This is a genomic window from Sporosarcina gallistercoris (assembly GCF_050459885.1).
In the GTDB taxonomy this organism is placed as follows: Bacteria; Bacillota; Bacilli; order Bacillales_A; family Planococcaceae; genus Sporosarcina; species Sporosarcina gallistercoris_A.
On sequence record NZ_JBCMNO010000027.1, the window covers coordinates 16,157 to 33,166 of the forward strand.

At 41.9% G+C, this 17,010-nt stretch carries 18 protein-coding genes; 15 read left to right on the plus strand and 3 right to left on the minus strand.

Annotated features, from left to right (window positions below; all coding sequences use genetic code 11):
* Positions 1-17: 17 nt before the first annotated feature.
* From ABE021_RS14790 to ABE021_RS14800, 3 genes are all read left to right on the plus strand, one after another.
* On the plus strand, positions 18-1,367 hold the full coding sequence (locus ABE021_RS14790; protein ID WP_430289718.1) for a TrkH family potassium uptake protein: 1,350 nt from the start codon (positions 18-20) through the stop codon (positions 1,365-1,367).
* Between the two features lie 234 nt (positions 1,368-1,601).
* Positions 1,602-3,047, plus strand: a complete 1,446-nt coding sequence (locus ABE021_RS14795; protein WP_430289720.1) for an ATP-binding protein — start codon at positions 1,602-1,604, stop codon at positions 3,045-3,047.
* A gap of 92 nt (positions 3,048-3,139) precedes the next feature.
* Positions 3,140-3,580: a MarR family winged helix-turn-helix transcriptional regulator gene (locus ABE021_RS14800; protein WP_430289721.1), complete on the plus strand. Its 441-nt coding sequence runs from the start codon at positions 3,140-3,142 to the stop codon at positions 3,578-3,580.
* 45 nt (positions 3,581-3,625) lie between these two features.
* Here the strand turns inward: ABE021_RS14800 and ABE021_RS14805 are convergent, their stop codons facing one another.
* Both ABE021_RS14805 and ABE021_RS14810 read right to left on the minus strand, forming a co-directional pair.
* Positions 3,626-4,366, minus strand: a complete 741-nt coding sequence (locus ABE021_RS14805; protein ID WP_430289722.1) for a hypothetical protein — start codon at positions 4,364-4,366, stop codon at positions 3,626-3,628.
* A gap of 50 nt (positions 4,367-4,416) precedes the next feature.
* Positions 4,417-4,623: a YkvS family protein gene (locus tag ABE021_RS14810; protein ID WP_430289723.1), complete on the minus strand. Its 207-nt coding sequence runs from the start codon at positions 4,621-4,623 to the stop codon at positions 4,417-4,419.
* Between the two features lie 203 nt (positions 4,624-4,826).
* On the opposite strand from ABE021_RS14810, the gene ABE021_RS14815 reads away from it, so the two are divergent.
* Entirely contained in the window at positions 4,827-5,036 is a 210-nt protein-coding gene (locus ABE021_RS14815; protein ID WP_430289725.1) for a Spo0E family sporulation regulatory protein-aspartic acid phosphatase, read from the plus strand.
* Positions 5,037-5,188: 152 nt separating this feature from the next.
* The gene (locus ABE021_RS14820; RefSeq protein WP_430289825.1) at positions 5,189-6,076 is read left to right on the plus strand and encodes an NAD(P)-dependent oxidoreductase; all 888 of its coding nucleotides are present in this window, start codon (positions 5,189-5,191) and stop codon (positions 6,074-6,076) included.
* 33 nt (positions 6,077-6,109) lie between these two features.
* On the opposite strand, the gene ABE021_RS14825 is transcribed toward ABE021_RS14820, so the two are convergent.
* Positions 6,110-6,580, minus strand: a complete 471-nt coding sequence (locus ABE021_RS14825) for a YkyB family protein (RefSeq protein WP_430289728.1) — start codon at positions 6,578-6,580, stop codon at positions 6,110-6,112.
* A 213-nt stretch (positions 6,581-6,793) separates the two neighbouring features.
* Here ABE021_RS14825 and fadH point away from each other — a divergent pair, with 213 nt between their 5' ends.
* The 10 genes from fadH (at position 6,794) to ABE021_RS14875 (ending at position 16,999) form a co-directional block, all read left to right on the plus strand.
* On the plus strand, positions 6,794-7,552 hold the full coding sequence (gene fadH / locus ABE021_RS14830) for a 2,4-dienoyl-CoA reductase (RefSeq protein WP_430289729.1): 759 nt from the start codon (positions 6,794-6,796) through the stop codon (positions 7,550-7,552).
* A gap of 78 nt (positions 7,553-7,630) precedes the next feature.
* On the plus strand, positions 7,631-7,873 hold the full coding sequence (locus ABE021_RS14835; RefSeq protein WP_430289731.1) for a hypothetical protein: 243 nt from the start codon (positions 7,631-7,633) through the stop codon (positions 7,871-7,873).
* 134 nt (positions 7,874-8,007) lie between these two features.
* Entirely contained in the window at positions 8,008-8,448 is a 441-nt protein-coding gene (cbpB, locus tag ABE021_RS14840; RefSeq protein WP_430289732.1) for a cyclic-di-AMP-binding protein CbpB, read from the plus strand.
* A gap of 116 nt (positions 8,449-8,564) precedes the next feature.
* Complete coding sequence (locus tag ABE021_RS14845; protein WP_191688438.1) at positions 8,565-9,458, plus strand: LysR family transcriptional regulator; 894 nt, start codon at positions 8,565-8,567, stop codon at positions 9,456-9,458.
* Between the two features lie 76 nt (positions 9,459-9,534).
* Positions 9,535-11,931, plus strand: a complete 2,397-nt coding sequence (locus ABE021_RS14850) for a hypothetical protein (protein ID WP_430289733.1) — start codon at positions 9,535-9,537, stop codon at positions 11,929-11,931.
* On the plus strand, positions 11,928-12,878 hold the full coding sequence (locus ABE021_RS14855) for an ATP-binding cassette domain-containing protein (RefSeq protein ID WP_430289734.1): 951 nt from the start codon (positions 11,928-11,930) through the stop codon (positions 12,876-12,878). Before ABE021_RS14850 ends, ABE021_RS14855 begins: the two co-directional genes overlap by 4 nt.
* Positions 12,859-13,707, plus strand: a complete 849-nt coding sequence (locus tag ABE021_RS14860) for an ABC transporter permease (protein WP_430289735.1) — start codon at positions 12,859-12,861, stop codon at positions 13,705-13,707. Before ABE021_RS14855 ends, ABE021_RS14860 begins: the two co-directional genes overlap by 20 nt.
* 14 nt (positions 13,708-13,721) lie before the next feature.
* Complete coding sequence (locus tag ABE021_RS14865; RefSeq protein ID WP_430289736.1) at positions 13,722-15,116, plus strand: hypothetical protein; 1,395 nt, start codon at positions 13,722-13,724, stop codon at positions 15,114-15,116.
* Positions 15,117-15,140: 24 nt separating this feature from the next.
* The gene (locus ABE021_RS14870; RefSeq protein WP_430289738.1) at positions 15,141-16,133 is read left to right on the plus strand and encodes an AAA family ATPase; all 993 of its coding nucleotides are present in this window, start codon (positions 15,141-15,143) and stop codon (positions 16,131-16,133) included.
* Positions 16,133-16,999: a DUF58 domain-containing protein gene (locus ABE021_RS14875; protein ID WP_430289739.1), complete on the plus strand. Its 867-nt coding sequence runs from the start codon at positions 16,133-16,135 to the stop codon at positions 16,997-16,999. The genes ABE021_RS14870 and ABE021_RS14875 overlap by 1 nt, the downstream gene beginning before the upstream one ends.
* Positions 17,000-17,010: the final 11 nt, after the last annotated feature.

The window sequence follows — 17,010 nt, forward strand, 5'->3', positions numbered from 1 at the left end:
AAAGGATCGGATACTACATGAAACTTAACCGTGACACATTACGCAAGTTCACACCTGCCCAATTAATCGTGTTTTACTATTTTCTAGCCATCGCATTCTCTTTTTTATTATTGAACTTGCCAGGTGTTTACAAGCCAGGTGTGGAAATTTCATTTATCGACAGTTTATTCACTTCAGTCAGTGCAGTGAGTGTAACTGGACTCACTCCCATCAGTATTGCGGGGACGTATTCCGTATTCGGATTATGTATGCTTATGCTGGTCCTGCAACTAGGCGGAATCGGAATCATGTCGATAGGGACATTTTTTTGGCTGCTTGTGAAGAAACGGATTGGTCTCCGGGAACGGCAGCTGATTATGGTGGATCACAATCAGTACACATTAGCAGGTGTCGTACAGCTCATCAAGCAAATTGTACGAATCATTTTCCTGATTGAACTAATAGGCGGAATCATTTTGACAATTTATATTATGCCTTTATATGATACATTTTCAGAAGCCCTTTTAAATGGTATGTTTTTATCAGTTTCTGCAACTACGAATGCCGGCTTTGATATTACGGATGCATCCTTGCTTCCTTATTTCAATGATTACTTTGTTCAATCTGTCATCATGGTCCTTATTATACTAGGTGCCATCGGTTTTCCGGTTCTTGTTGAAGTGAAAAGTTTCTTTTCAAAAAAAGTTCCACATTTCCGTTTTTCATTATTCACCAAAATCACGACTGCCACTTTCGGGATTCTGTTAGTTGTTGGGGCGTTGCTCATCTATGTATTAGAGTCTTTTAATTCCTTCAAAGGGATGGTCTGGCATGAAAAGATCTTTTCATCTCTATTTCACTCAGTTTCAGCAAGATCTGCAGGGTTAACGACTTATGATATTACGAGCTTCAGTGATGCAACAGATATTGTGATCAGCTCGCTAATGTTTATCGGAGCTTCCCCTAGTTCTGTAGGCGGGGGAATTCGGACAACGACATTTGCAATTGCGGTTCTCTTTCTCATTAATTTTGCAAAAGGAAAAGATGTTATTCACATTTTTAAACGCCGTATCAAACTTGTCGACATTTTTCGCTCATACGCGGTCATTTTACTAGCTGGGTTTATGGTTATGACGGCTCTTCTTATCTTGTTAGTGACGGAGCCAGGAGTTCCCGCAGTCTCCTTATTATTTGAAATCACTTCTGCATTTGGTACGTGCGGTATGTCACTTGGAATAACTTCGGATTTATCCATCCCTGGAAAGATCATTATCATGGCACTTATGTTCATCGGTCGAGTGGGACTAATTTCTTTCTTATTTACATTAGGGGGGAAAGTGAATAAGACGTCGTTCCGTTATCCGAAAGAACGTGTAATTATTGGATAACCCGTATTAGTTTAGTGTCAGATAAAATTTCGAACTTTCTGTATAATGGTTATTTCTTTCATTGGAAAATCACTAATGGAAGAAAATTTTAATAATATGATTCCTAAGACCTATATAAGATATCTCGCGGATATGGAATAATCTGAATTGTATAGAGTGAATCGTTAATTTATTGAAGTTATAACATATGGTGCTATCTCATATCTTGTCTAAACAGTCTTGGGAGGGTAAAGGATGATTGAACAATTAGAAAATGGGAATGATTATAAATCACTTTTCGTTTCCGATAATAGTCGCCCTTGTATTTTGGTCAATATGGATGGTGTCATTGCTCAGGCAAATTTCTTATTCTCTAAAAAGTTTTCGTTGGGGGAGAATGACAACTTTTTATCGCTGCTTAAAAGAAATGGTTTACGCAGCTGGAATGACTTCAAGAAAGGCTGTACAGAAACAAAAGTGGGTTTGCTGGACAATCTTGTGATGATTTCGGAAGGGAATATCGAGTGCTTAAGTAAAGTGCATGTTTTTTATTCGGAAGAAACCAAACAAGCTGTCCTGACTTTCGTGATGCCGGCAGCATGTACCGATCTTCCACTTCCATTGCCTGCTTATGCAGATTGTTTTATGCATGCCTCGAAGTTGACGATGATTGTAAACAACGACGGCCATATCATAGATGTCAATAATCGAGTGAGCGATTTATTCAACCTTACAAGAAGTGCAGTCATAGGCAAGCATATTCAATCATTGTATAGGAAATTCAATACCCAAAAAAGCAATAGCGAAGCTCAATTTGAAGCACATATGAGCACACTGAAAACATATGGGGAACTTAAAATAACCGAACGGTTCGAGAATGAACCGAATAATATCCAGTTTTTAGAAATTTGTGTGAACTATAGTCGTGAAAGTGATTTGTATATCGTTGAAATACGGGATTGTACTGAAATGGAAATGCTGCGGAGGAAGCTGGATCACTCCGGGTCATTATCCACAGTGGGGCAGATGGCTGCGAGTATTGCTCATGAAATCCGGAATCCGATGACAACATTAAAAGGGTTTGTACAGCTGATGGAAGTGACTGCGACAGGGGATACTGCGAAATATTTATCCGTAGTGGACGATGAACTGCAGCGGATGGAAGCCATACTGAACGAAATGCTTATGCTGTCGAAACCATCGGAAGAAAAAATCTCTGAATTCTCATTAGGTGTCTTAATAACAAAAGTGCTGGAGATTATGAAACCGAAAGCAATGTTCGAATCGATTCATATTGACTGGCATGATGCTTCCTTTTGCAATTCAATGATCTATTCCAATTCGGATAAGATTAAACAAGTCCTCTTGAATATTTTCAAGAATGCTTTCGAAGCGATGGGACCTGGAGGAAACTTGACTTTGAAACTGGAGAAGGCGGAAGGGACATCTTTTACTCTTTCTGTGACGGATACAGGAAAGGGCATGTCACCCTTGCAAATAAAAAATATGTTTATGCCTTTTTTCACATCAAAGCCTGAAGGGACCGGCTTAGGACTTCCCTTCGTGCTGAAAACAATGGAGGATTTAGGTGGGACTGTAGCCGTGTCAAGTGAGTATGGTGTAGGAACAACATTCACTTTAGTATTCCCACAGCATTATTTAGGGAGCTGTGCGATGACTGAGCAATATTCTGCTAACTAATCTTAAATCATTCAGTTTTTTTTTGACGGATTGTTAGTGAACCGATTATACTAACTTCATAGATCAAATTGGAAAACAGCAGGTGAATGATTATGAGGAATGCAAGCGAACGGGCACTTAAGTTATTCGTTGTCCTATCAAGAGCAAATAAAGTGCTGCATGAAGAGACGAATCGACTAATCTCATCTAAAGGATTAAATCCGACAGAGTTTGCGGTTCTCGAGTTGTTGTACCATAAAGGGAAACAGCCTATCCAGAAAATAGGAGAAAAGATTCTTATGCGGAGCGGTTCGATGACGTATGTCATTAACAAATTGGAGTCGAACGGTTATTTACAGCGCGAAGTCAATTCTATCGACAAACGGGTAACATATGTTGAAATTACGACACAGGGTACAGAGTTAATGGATTCCTTGTTTCCTGGCCATGCGGAAAATATTAAAAATTTGCTTTCTTCTTTAACTTGTGAGGAGCAGGAACAGGCGACTCGATTACTTCAAAAGTTAGGTGTCTCAATAAGAGATTTATCCTGAAAAAAGACTGAACAGCATCATTACGCTGTTCAGTCTTTTTTGTGATTATTTTGTTTCGATCGTTTCAGCCATCTTCAAGAACTCTTCATAATAACTTTCCTCGTTATCGTCGTACATCATGACGCGTACAACCATATCGCCTTTTTGAAAGATCATTGCTGTAATCGGACCGCCATCATTCGTTACACGATAGGCTTGTAACTTTTCTAAATCTTTGTCAGTGGGAAGTTGTCCCGAATCTGTCAATTCAACCGGAGTTGCGCCTGTACTAGTCGCTGCAAGAGTTTCTTTCATATTACCGACAGCATCGTCAAAATTAGTTTCAGAAGCTTGCATTGTTCCGATGACCATATACTTATCCTCATGTTCTTTTAGATAGAGAATGTCACGGCCTGGTTCTTCGCTCGTCAATTCATAACCAGGGAGCACTTGGATTTTGAAGTCTTGCTCATCGCTTTCCGTTTCAACTGCGCCCTCCAGTTCACTCGCGTCTTCAGTTTCAGCGCCGTCAGCTTCAGATTCGGTATCATTCGTAGTATCCTCTTCTGTTGCCTGTTCGTTTGTACCATCTTCTTCTTTTGTAGTACCCTCATCCTTAGTGTCTGTACCTTCTGTGCTATCCGTCTCGCTTTCAGTGGCATCTGAACCCTCTGTGTTGGGTTCTCCAGCTTGGTCAGTATTTTCAACCGGCTGCTTGCCGTTGTCCTCATCGCTAGTATCAGTTCCACAAGCGGCTAGTAATAGTGAGGCAGATAGTGCAGTGTAAAGTAATTTTCTGTTTTTCATACGTCAATCTCCTCCTTGTTCAATTTGACGAAAGTCATAAAAGAAAAGTTTCAATTTTCTTTTTTATGAACAATCGTATAGCGTTTATGGTTGACGACTGTTTTTTCTTCAAGACCCAGATCCTCAAAGTTTTCCATATACGTCAAGTTTACAATAACAGAGTTATCGTTCACTTTTTCTACAATTCCTTGTAACCCGTCTCTGAATTCAATGATGGTTCCAACTTCTGCGATATTCAACTCTTCCATTTCTTCCATATGATTCAACTCCTCCTGAAACTGTTTAAAACTAGTATACTTAAGAAAAGCAATACAGGTAAAGTATCATGAAATGAAAGAATGTACAAATGATTATTGTTTGACAGGTATTTGTCGTGAATTGTCGAAAGGTTTTGACACATATGCGAATACTTTATGATACTATATATTAAGATTTGAAAAAAACGTCGGGAGGGCTGTCCATGGATAATTTGGAATATAAAATTGAACACATTCGCAAGGAACTCTTGAAGACTGCGGAAGAAAGAGGCATGTCCTCCAATGAGACGGTCAAATTGAGTGTGGAATTGGATCATTTGTTGAATATATATGCGTATGACGAAACAGGCTCCGAAATAGAAAAGGATTACTTTGAAAAAACTGTAGAAATAAAAAATAAAAAATTTGGCTGAATATGTTTAGAACTCTGAAAAAGGGGCATATTATGATTGAACACAGCAACATTCTCATTTCCCCCTTTTGAAGACGGTCCTTTCCCAGGGCCGTCTCTTTTTTGTTTTAAGAAGGGGCATAGAGAGTTTTAGGGTATTATATAAGTGGAGAACTGAATTTTTCAGGGGGGAATGTAAAGGTGAAAACTATTTCATTTATCGGTACAGGTGTGATGGGGGCGAGTATCGTCAGTCATCTGCTTCAAGCTGGGTACCCAGTAACAGTCTATACGCGCACAAAAGAAAAAGCGGAACCATTGCTTACTGAAGGAGCTAAGTGGGCTCCTTCGGTCGCTGAGGCTGTACAGAAAGCGGATCTGATCTTTACGATGGTCGGAATGCCTGCTGATGTCAAAGAAATCTATTTGAATGATAACGGAATTCTCGCTAACGGAACGAACGGACAAATCGTAGTGGATATGACAACTTCCAGTCCGGCACTTGCAAAGGAAATTGAAAAAGCTGCTTCCGAAAAAGGAATGGCTGCGCTTGATGCACCCGTTTCCGGTGGAGATGTAGGAGCTAAAAACGGCACCCTCTCCATCATGTGTGGCGGAGAAGAATCCATATTCGAAAAAGTCAGACCGATTTTCTCGATATTCGGAAGCCGCATTGTCCGTCAGGGCGGTGCGGGGGCAGGCCAACATACAAAAATGAGTAATCAGCTCGCCATTGCAACCAACATGATCGGTGTATGTGAAGCGCTCTCCTATGCTGAACAGGCAGGATTGGATCCTGAACGCGTATTGGAGTCCATTTCTCCGGGCGCTGCAGGTTCTTGGTCGCTTTCAAATCTTGGTCCCCGTATGTTGGCTGGAAATTTCGAGCCTGGTTTTTATACAAAGCATTTCCTTAAGGATCTTCGAATTGCACTTGATGAGGCACGAAGGATGAACTTGGATTTGCCAGGGTTACAATTAGCGATGCGCCTATACGAAGATTTAATGGATAAAGGATACGGAGACAAAGGTACCCAAGTCTTGTTCAAACACTATCAATAAAAAATGGACAGGCCAGAAAAGTGGCCTGTCCATTTAATGTTTACCATCCAAATAGGAAGAACGAAAAACTTCAGTATTTGAAACCCTTCTAGTCTTGGTCTGTTGAGTTTTTTTTACTGGAGGCTTCGGAGTGTTCTCTTGCAGAATCCCCGTGAAGTTAGTTAGGAGATCACGAGCGGCCTTTAAACTCATTCGTTCTTGGGGATTCCTGAACTCCATATCTTGCTCGCCTAGATGAGGCAACTGTGCGAAGTCTTCTTTTTCAGGGAGAGTGTGAAAGAGGAATTCCCCACAACGTACGAGGACTGTGGAATGCTGTTTGCTATGTCTTGGATTTTCTACAAAATGCAGACCGACTTTTTCTGCACCACCCGTTTCGAGAAGTTTCGCGATTGCTACTTTCTTCAGTTGATAAAGTAGTCGATTATCCGGAGCCGTTTTTGCATGCCGGTTAACGGTGTAAATGGCTATTGCTAGTTCCCGCAGTGACTTGGCTTCTGCCAATTCGCAAACCTCCCATCTATTTTGAAAAACATCAATTTGACAGTATTGTACTAGTAAATGTGAAATAAGTACACCAAAACCGATAAAGACTTAGAAACTAGTTGTTGCCACGTCTGGATTTAATACACAGATAGAAGAAGAGGATGTAAAATTATCAGAGTTATGATACAATTTTGAATGAGTATTCATTCATTTTACAAGGGGGAAAACAAAATGGACGGGAAAAAGGTCATTATCGTTACAGGCGGTTCGAATGGTATGGGGAAATATATGGCGAAGAAATTTGCTCAAGACGGGGCAAATGTAATTATTACAGGAAGAGATTTGGAGAAGTTGAATGCAGCCAAAGAGGAAATTGGAGAAAATGCGTATCCGTTTCAAATGGACGTGCGTGAGATTGAAACCATCGAAGCACTTATTCACTATGCAGACAAAACATTCGGCAAGATTGATGGACTGGTCAATAATGCGGCAGGTAACTTCATTGTTCAGGCAGAAGACCTATCTCCAAATGGTTGGAAGTCAGTGATCGATATCGTGTTAAATGGAACGTTCTACTGTTCAAGTGCAGTTATGAACTACTGGAAAGAAAAGCAGCAAAAAGGTGCGATATTGAATATGTTAGCAACATATGCATGGGATGCTGGTCCTGGTGTAGTCCACTCTGCTGCTGCGAAAGCGGGTGTCATGTCGCTAACAAGGACGCTTGCTGTTGAATGGGGTAGGAAGTATGGGGTGCGTGTAAACGGAATCGCTCCGGGTCCTATTGAACGTACAGGTGGAGCAGAAAAGTTGTTCCAATCGGAGAAAGCAGTTCAGCGTACGATTCAATCCGTACCACTTGGCCGTGTAGGGAAACCCGAAGAAATCGCTGAACTTGCAGCATTCATCATGTCTGATAAAGCTTCCTACATGAATGGGGAAATCGTTACGTTAGATGGCGGTCAATGGCTGAACCAATATCCATTTTAACGGTTAGTTTGTTCCAAACATGCACATCCTACTTCAACAGGCAGCAAAAAAATAGAAGCCTGTTGAGGAGGGTGAAAATTGTTTGATATTTGGGCGATTCCAATTGGAGTTGTTGTTGCAGTTATCGTTATAATCGGCATACTATCGATTCGAAAAAAGCCGGATTATAACCCCGATGGAGTACTCAACAGACAGGATCGAAGTATAGCGGAGCCGATTGAAGATCATCCGTTCACGCTAAATCCGATTTTGTGGGTCATTCTCGTATCAGCTGTCTTCACTTTAATCGTTATTTTTTATTACTGGGCCTCTTTCTCATGAGAAAGAGGTTTTTTTATGGAACTGGGAATATTTAAAGGATTCATTCACGGGTTCTTCATTTTATTGGTTGCTCTATGATATAGTAGAAGTGCAGCATAGCTTGAAGTAAATTGCTGCTGGAGGAGCGATTTAAATTGGTTGCTTTGAATAATAATGACTTTCTAGTCATGCCAATATCCGACTATCTGATTTCTTCTGAGAAAGTTGCGCATGTACAGGTTGGAAATAATGCGGAGCATGCTTTACTCGTTCTTACAAAGACCGGGTATTCAGCAATTCCTGTCCTCGATGCAAAATATAAACTAAGAGGTTTGTTAGGCATTGGAATGATTACAGATGCAATCCTAGGGTTGGAGAGAATCGAGTACGAACGTCTATCGGATCTGAAGGTAGATGAGATCATGCAAACGGACTTACCAATAATCAGAACGACGGACCGTTTTCAGAAAGGATTGGATTTACTCATTAACCATACGTTTTTATGTGTGACGGATGAAGAAGGTACCTTTGCTGGAATTTTAACACGTCGTGTGATGTTGAAACAGTTTAAGAAATATGTATATAGTTCCAGGTGAGTTAGCTATTAACAGAAATGAAGAGGCTCTTTATAAGAGTCTCTTTCTTTTTAGATAAAAACAGAACAACAAGTGACGAAGCAATGGCTTCTTGATAAGGATGTGGATAAACTTCTATGAACACAACGGAAATAATGAAAGTTTTAGCGGAAGAAGGAAATATGAGAAAAGCGGCAGACCGGTTATTCATCTCCCAGCCCGCATTGTCACAAAGACTTCAATCCATTGAAAAAGCCTGGGGAGCTAAATTATTTGTCCGATCGCAGAAAGGGCTTGTCCCTACTGCTGCTGGAGAACTGGTGATCGAGTTTGCTAAAGAAACGGTCCAGCGGAAAGAAGAAACCATCGAGCAAATTGCAGGACTTGCGGACAGGGTGCACGGAACTCTTAAAATCGCATGTGCATCCATAGTTGGACAAACGTGGCTCCCGGAAGTCCTCAAAGATTACGTAAAACTATATCCCGACGCTAAAATTTCACTTATGACAGGCTGGACATCGGAAATCTTGAAAGCGCTCTACGAAGGGGAAGCGCATGTCGGGATTGTAAGAGGAGAAGTCGAATGGAACAGCAGACGCACCTATTTATTCCGGGACCAGCTGTATTTAGTGGATAAGGAAATCACTTCACTTGAGCAATTGAAAGATACGGAACGACCTTACATACAATTTAAAAGTGATTCCAATTATTACACGGAAATTCAACAATGGTGGCAGAAACACTTTTCCAAAAATCCAGGGAGACAACTGACGGTGGACCAGATGGAAACATGCCGCCAGCTGGTCTTGAATGGTATTGGTTATGCCATCTTACCTTCAATCACTTTACGCGGGGATGAGCAAGTGAACAAGATTCCATTGCTGAATAGTGAAGCGGAATTTGAATTGACGAGAGATACTTACTTGATCGGTTATGAGTCCAGCTTTGAACTGAAGCAAGTGGATGCCTTTTCAAAAGTGATTGAAGCCCATGCGTTGACTTTGAAGAATGATTCCAGATTACTTGAATGATGGAACTTTCTAGAAACTAAAACGTACTAATTATCGATATCAAAAGAAAAACAATTCAGAAAGCGAGGCGGGCTATTTGAAAAAAACATTGTGGAAGTCATTTGCAACGTTCGCAGTACTTGTCGGAATCATTATGCTTTGGCCGATGACAACTTCGTTTGCTGCACCTGACTTGCATGTGTCCGTTAAAACGGGGTTGGACCAAAAAACTAAAGAGGGAAAAGGTGCACCTATCGTTTTTACAGTTGAAAACAAAGGAACTGCTTTTACGGGAGACCTGATTGTGAATACTGCGGAAGGTCAATCCGGTGGCCTTGGACAGTCTATCTCACTAGCAGTCGGCGAAGGAGAGAGACAGACAGTTACCATGATTGTCGACTCGTTCCAAGATCCTGCGATGTATGGCTATCCTGTCAAAAAAAACATCTTTTTCTACGAAAATGGATGGAGATCGGGAGAAGAAATCAAGCATTCCGGAACGCAGCTCATTACATCAGCAACTTTACCAGAGCAAACTCTTTTCATTGCAGGACTGGCGGATAATATCGATCGGTTGTCTTCATTCAAAGATCTAAACTTAAAAGGCCAAGAAGGAACGCAACTTCTCAACTTAACGAAGCAAGATCAGCCTCCATTACCTGCTGAAAAAGGGGGATGGGATGCAGTGGATATTATCGCTGTCGATGGGTTCTCCATTGCTGATCTCTCTCAAAAACAGCAAGAAGCTGTGCTGGAATGGGTTCAAGCAGGAGGGACATTATTAATTGGGGGATCTCAGAATGTATCAGCAGAAGCAGGCAATTTCAGTTCACTGCTTCCCCTCGATATGAAGGAAAGTAAAGAGTTTAAACCGTCGTTATTCAATGACAAATTCAAGGATTCTGTACCCGGATTCAAAGCGGAACTGTTACCCGAAGGGAACATTCTGCTACAGCATGAGGACACTATTCTAGCGGCCACTCGTCGTGTAGGCTCAGGTATGGTTCTGCAGACATCCTTCTCCATAGGAAGTGAATCGTTCCGGACTTCTACGGGTGTTAAAGCATTTTGGACAGATTTGTTGAACAAGAGTGGACAGGAATTGAACCAGCGGACTACTCCAATGTATTACACTCCTCCGACGCAGGATTTACTATTTACTGTCGGTGAAACAAATGAAATTTTCCCATCCTTTCGAGTATTTACACCTCTGTTGTTCGGCATAATTATTGTTTACATTATTTTAGTGATCCCAATTCTCTATTTCCTATTGAGGAAGAAAGATAAGAGGGAACACGCATGGTGGATCATTCCTGTAATTGCGGTAGTCGTCTCTTTCGCAATTTTTGCTTATGGAGGAAAGGACCGTTTGGGGAATTCCCAGTTACAGCATTCCGCTGTCTATCTCATTGCACCCGACAATTCACTATCGGGTTATTTCGCTGAATCCCTCCTAACCGACAAGTCGGGTGAATTTGCTTTTTCAATTCAAAAGCCGACAACAGTCACTACGAATTCAACGATGAATCCGATTTTCGGAAGTACGATTCCGGCACACGAAAATGCTGTTTTAGAAAAAGGGGCAACAGAAGAAGTGTTGACATTCAGAAATTTAGGGTTTTGGAATGTTGCATCGATCTTTGGTCAAACAGAACTTGAAGCGGTTGGTAGTTTTGACACAAACCTGAAGCTTGAAGATAAGCAATTGACTGGAACCATCACGAATAACTTCCCCTTTTCAGTGAATGATGTATCCATTTTGTCGGGAAGTAAAACTATTGAACTTGGTTCGATCCGTGCTGGAGAAACTTTAACCGTAAAAAAAGAAGTGAAAGCAACTGCCTTGGGAGCACGGAATTCTTCTCAATATGGATATATGAATCCCGTGGCGAACAATCATGAAGACCTTATAAAAATGAGAAAGGAAGGCCTTTCAAACTTTTCCTCTATTCATATGAATGATTCGCTGAAACCGACGTTATCAGCGACTGCCGATACACAAATTATGGAATTATCATTGAAGGATCGGAAAGCTGAAAACTCTCCTCTCACGATGCTGCTTCAACCGATCGATATTGTGGCGAAGCTAAAAGGAACGATTACTGTCGATGACGACTTGATGGAAATGCAACTTATCTCATCATCAGGAAATCCTGCTGAAGAATTGGATAAAGTGAGTAAAGAGTATATCTTCTCAGAAAAAGAATACAGTCAAACGTGGCAATTGCCAAAAGACTTTACTGAAGAAGTTGGCAACTGGACAAAACTCCAATTGTTTGGAGCGGATGTTAACTGGTATGACGTAAGCCTTCTCAATACGAAAACAGGTAGTTATGAATCATTGGAAGGGAAATCGTCATTAACTGTTGAACCAGCAAGTGATTATGTATCGAAAGATGGTAAAGTAACAATCAAGCTGAATTTCACGAATTCACCAATGGGAGATTCGGTCCATCCGCCAGAACTCCGTTTAACAGGGGAGGTTGCAAAATGATAGAAATCTCCAATCTGACAAAAAAGTATGGTCAATTTAAAGCTCTGGATCAGTTGACATTGTCCCTTGAGGAAGGAACCGTCTTTGGATTTGTAGGAGCGAACGGCGCAGGGAAGTCGACGACTTTTCTCATATTAGCCACTCTCTTACAGCCTACTTCTGGAACCGTCATCATCAATGGTGTCGATATTACTAAGAAACCTGAAGAAATCAGAAAACTCATTGGTTACATGCCTGACTTTTTTGGTATCTATGATCAGTTGAAAGCACATGAGTATTTAGACTTCTACGGAGCGAGCTATGGAATACCCGTAGAAAAAAGAAAACAACTCATTTCGGAACTTTTGGAACTAGTCAACTTAACGGACAAACGGGATGCATACGTAGACTCCCTTTCCCGAGGCATGAAACAGCGGTTATGCCTTGCAAGAAGTCTTATACATGACCCTAAAGTCCTTATATTAGACGAACCTGCATCCGGGCTGGATCCTCGAGCACGTGTTGAAATGCGAGACATCCTGCGTTCTTTGAAAAATCTTGGGAAAACAATCTTGATTTCATCGCACATTTTACCAGAACTAGCGGAGATGTGTGATGAAATCGGTGTGATTGATAATGGCAAATTGATCGCTCACGGTTCTGTTTTGGAAATTCAGGCTCAATTACTAGGGGATAAAATGATTTCTGTAAGAATTGCTGGAGGTAGTAGTGAAGCGATTGCGTACTTTGAAGAAAGTCCATTTGTCTCCGCGATTTCTGAAGATATCCATGCAGGGGTGCTGTCATTTACGTTCAAAGGAAATGACGATCAGCAACATCAATTGTTAAAAGAAGCTGTCCTATCAGGTATTCAAATTGTTTCGTTTGCGGAGAATTCCGTGAATCTTGAGGATGTATTCATGGAGATTACGAAGGGAGTGGAGCTTGATGAAAAGCAGACTCAATAATCCTGTTCTTGCTAAAGAAGTGAAGCTCCGGTTTAGAAGCTCTAAAAGTTTTACTGGTATATTGCTCTATTTGCTTGCCATGTGTATTTTTGTTTTCGGTTTTATCTATGTAACTACCAGTTTGGCTGGAACTATCTATTTCAAACCTTCGGAAAGTGTCGTATTGTTTAGTTTTTTAACATTTATCCAATTAGGGCTCGTACTCTTCATTACCCCTGGTTTGACCGCTGGAACAATTAGTGGAGAGCGCGAGCGTCAAACATTGCCAATGCTGTTGACAACTTCGCAAAGTTCGTTCCAAATCGTTTCAGGAAAGCTGTTGTCATCCGTTTTATTTTTAGCTCTTCTAATCGTTGCAGGATTACCGGTATACAGTATGGTATTTCTGTTTGGAGGTATTTCACCTATATTATTTTTGAAGTCCCTTCTATTCTTGTTTGTTACACTGCTTGCTATAGGGAGCCTGGGTATCTTGTTTTCAACGTTGATTCGGAGAACAACGGTATCGATGATTGCAACGTATGGAAGTATGTTGTTTTTCACAGCTATCGTTCCGTTTTTATTTTTGATCATTATCCAGGTGAATCAATATAGTACAATGAGTGGAACTGCAACCAAATCGTTTGTGGGACATATTCTGGCGTCGATCAATCCTGAAATTTTCTTTGCTTCTTTGCTCGCACCAGAAATTGCTAGGTCTGTGCAAGACATGACGTTAGTGACATTTCCTCTTTGGATCGGATACTTACTGTTTTATGGATTGGTCACCATCGTGTCCATCTGGATCGCTACAAAACGATTGCGAGTGAATATGAACAAACCTAAATAAGGAGGCGGGCAACTATGGGAACACAATCTGGATATTTGCAATTGATCAAGCGGGCAATAAATAAAGTGGAAAGAAGTCTGCTATTTGAGCAAGCGATTGTTTTTGCTATTCGTGGCGCTGCAATCGCGATTGGTGCTGCAGCGCTATTGATGGCGATATCCAGATTGTTTGTCCTCCCATATTACGAGGTGTATGCATGGAGCACTGCTTCACTTGTAGTGCTCGTTACCGCCGGATTGTTTTTGAAAAAACGTGTGAAGCGTGCCCAAGCAATTCGCACGTTGGATCGGTATATACCGGATAACCTGCTCCTGACAGTTTTAGACGAAGAGATCCAAACCTCACCCTATAGTGGAATTTTACTGGAACGTGTCGGAACTCGACTCCCAGCCGCAGAAAAGTTGTTTTCATCGCGTAAAAAGAAACCGGTAGAATGGAAGGTCATCGCTGCAGGAATTTCAGCAGCAATGGTGTTGACTGTCCTTTTTTTAGTACCCTCTCCCGCACAACAAGAAGCACAAACTATCGTGAAAGAAAAAGAAGTCGTGAAGAATCTTGTAAAAGAAACGAAGAAACAGTTGTTGCGTTCAAAATCCCCTTCTGTAAAAAAGAAACTGGAACAGCTTGCAGTGGATTTGAAAAAAGCGGAAGGGTCCGAAAAAGCGTTAAAGGAATTCGTAAAAGCTCAAAAAGAATTGAAATTGCAACAAATGCAGCTGCTTGAGACGAAAAAAAACCAAGAGAGTGGCGCCGCTAAAGCGGGACTGTCTTCCAAAGAAAAGCGGCAGTTGGAAGAGTTGGAGAAGCTTTCAAGTCCTCTTGCTGAACAAGCCGATCAAGCTTATAAGGATTTAACCAGTATAGGCAAGGCACCTTCCACTCCTCAATTGGCAACTGGTCAGTCTAATGGTGGCAGACATGAATCAGAAGCAACTACATCTGCTGATGGAGAGGAAAACGCGACGACTGGACAAAACCCTGCTACAGGAAAACCCTCTTCCGAATCAGCCAAACCGCCTGGAGGCCAAGGTCAAGGCCAAGGACAAGGCCAAGGACAAGGCCAAGGCCAAGGACAAGGCCAAGGACAAGGCAAGGGCCAAGGCAAGGGCCAAGGCCAAGGACAAGGTCAAGGTCAAGGAGGGCAAGGTCAAGGCGGTAGAAACTTGTTGTCCATTCCGAATAGTCGTCTTGGTCATGCTGCAGACGCAGTTAAAGACAATGGAAAGCTTGGAAATGGCAATGCAATCGATTCCAAAGATAAGCAGACCACCAATGAACGAGGGACGATTCGGCCTTATGAGGAAGTAGTTGGTCAATATAAGGATGCTTATTTAAAGCGTACTGAACAGATGCCTTTATCCCCGGAACTTGAAAAGATTTTAACGGATTACTTTTCATCCATTGAATAATTCAATTTGGAAGGAGAACTTACTATGAGCGATCTGCTGCAGCCGTTTGAAGAGATGAGCCAGAAACTGAGTGATGTCCGAACTGAAATCGAAAAGTTCATCGTAGGACAGGAGCAAGCTATTGAATACACACTGCTTTCTATACTTGCGGATGGGCACGCGCTTCTGGAAGGAGCCCCGGGACTTGGGAAAACAATGTTGATCCGCACGATTAGTGAAGCATTGGACCTCTCTTTCAAGCGTATCCAATTCACGCCAGACCTTATGCCTTCGGATATTACAGGTACAACCTTACTGGAAAGGGACGTAGAAGGGCGTCAAAGATTCACTTTCAACGAAGGCCCTTTATTCAGCCAGCTCGTATTGGCGGATGAAATCAATCGTGCTACTCCTAAAACCCAAAGTGCCTTACTGGAAGCGATGGGAGAGAAGACCGTAACCGTGTTGGGAAAGACACATCCAATGGAAAAGCCGTTTTTTGTACTTGCAACCCAAAACCCGATTGACATGGAAGGTACATACCCTTTACCTGAAGCACAGCTGGACCGGTTCCTATGCAAAATCAATTTACTACATCCCTCTTCAAGTGAAATGAAAGAAATTGTAAAACGTACAACGGGAACTGCTGTCATCTCCATTCAGAAGGTGATCAGTCGGGATGAACTGCTGCAAGCGCAGCGGCTTGTCCGCGAAATCGTTATCGCAGAAGAAATGATAGACTATGCGATTCAACTCATCTCCATGACCCATGCTGAAGCGGAAAAAGTGAACGAATGGTCTCATTATATCCAATTCGGAAGCGGTCCGCGTGGCTTACAGGCGATGATCCGTCTTGCAAAAGCGAGAGCCTTCCTTTCAGGTCGTATTCACGTATCTATTGGAGACATCCGTGCAGTTGCGAAACCTGCTCTGCTCCACCGTATTCAGTTGAACTATGAAGCGGAAGCGGAAGGCATTACAAATGATACGTTCCTTGATCAGGTTCTTGCTAGCATGCGGAGGGAGGCAGTTGGTTAATGACTTCTTTCTTTCCAGCGAGCTTATCTGCCCGTCTCGGCAGACTCTCATTTGTGCAGCATGGTGGGCGTTTAGGTCATCATAAAGGGAGCCATGTAGCTAAAAAAACAGGCGCTTCCTTGGAGTTCTCGGATTTTAAGGAATACCATCCAGGTGATGACATCCGTCACATTGACTGGAACGTGTATGCTCGAACGGATTCATATTTCATCAAACAGTTTTTGGATGAACAAGAAATGCGCGTCCATATAGTTATGGATACAAGCAGATCCATGGATTTTGAAAATAAATGGAAGTTTGCTCAACAAATTGCGATTGGGCTCGGACAAATTGCATTGAAGAACGGGGATACGGTATCCATCAGCCGAATGTTTAGCGGAAAGAAACAACTATTCACACGTAAAGGTGCTCGACAGGCAAGTTCTTGGACGACGTATATCAGCCGTTTTGAACAACCGTCCGAAACAACCGGTCTATTAGAAGGGATCTATGCGGTTCCTAAGGGGACGACGTTGTTATTCGTGGTGACAGATGCATTGGAACCGAATGAGAATCTAGACAAATTGTTTAAGCAGCTTTCAACGAGATGTCGGGATGTGCGGGTAGTTGCCATCCGATCGAAAACAGAACTTCTCCCTTCCTACCAGGGAGATATACGATTCATTGATAGTGAAAGTGAACGGATTTCAGAAGTGACTATGATGCACTCAGTCGAAACCGCTTACCAGCTTCAACAGAAAAAACATCAACTGCTTATGATGGAAAGTGCAGCGAAATATGGAATTGGTGTCCTCATGACGACACCCCTAACAGGACCTGAAGATGTATTCATGATGCAAATGCGTAGACAAGGCTGGGTGCGCTAGAGAGGAGGAGG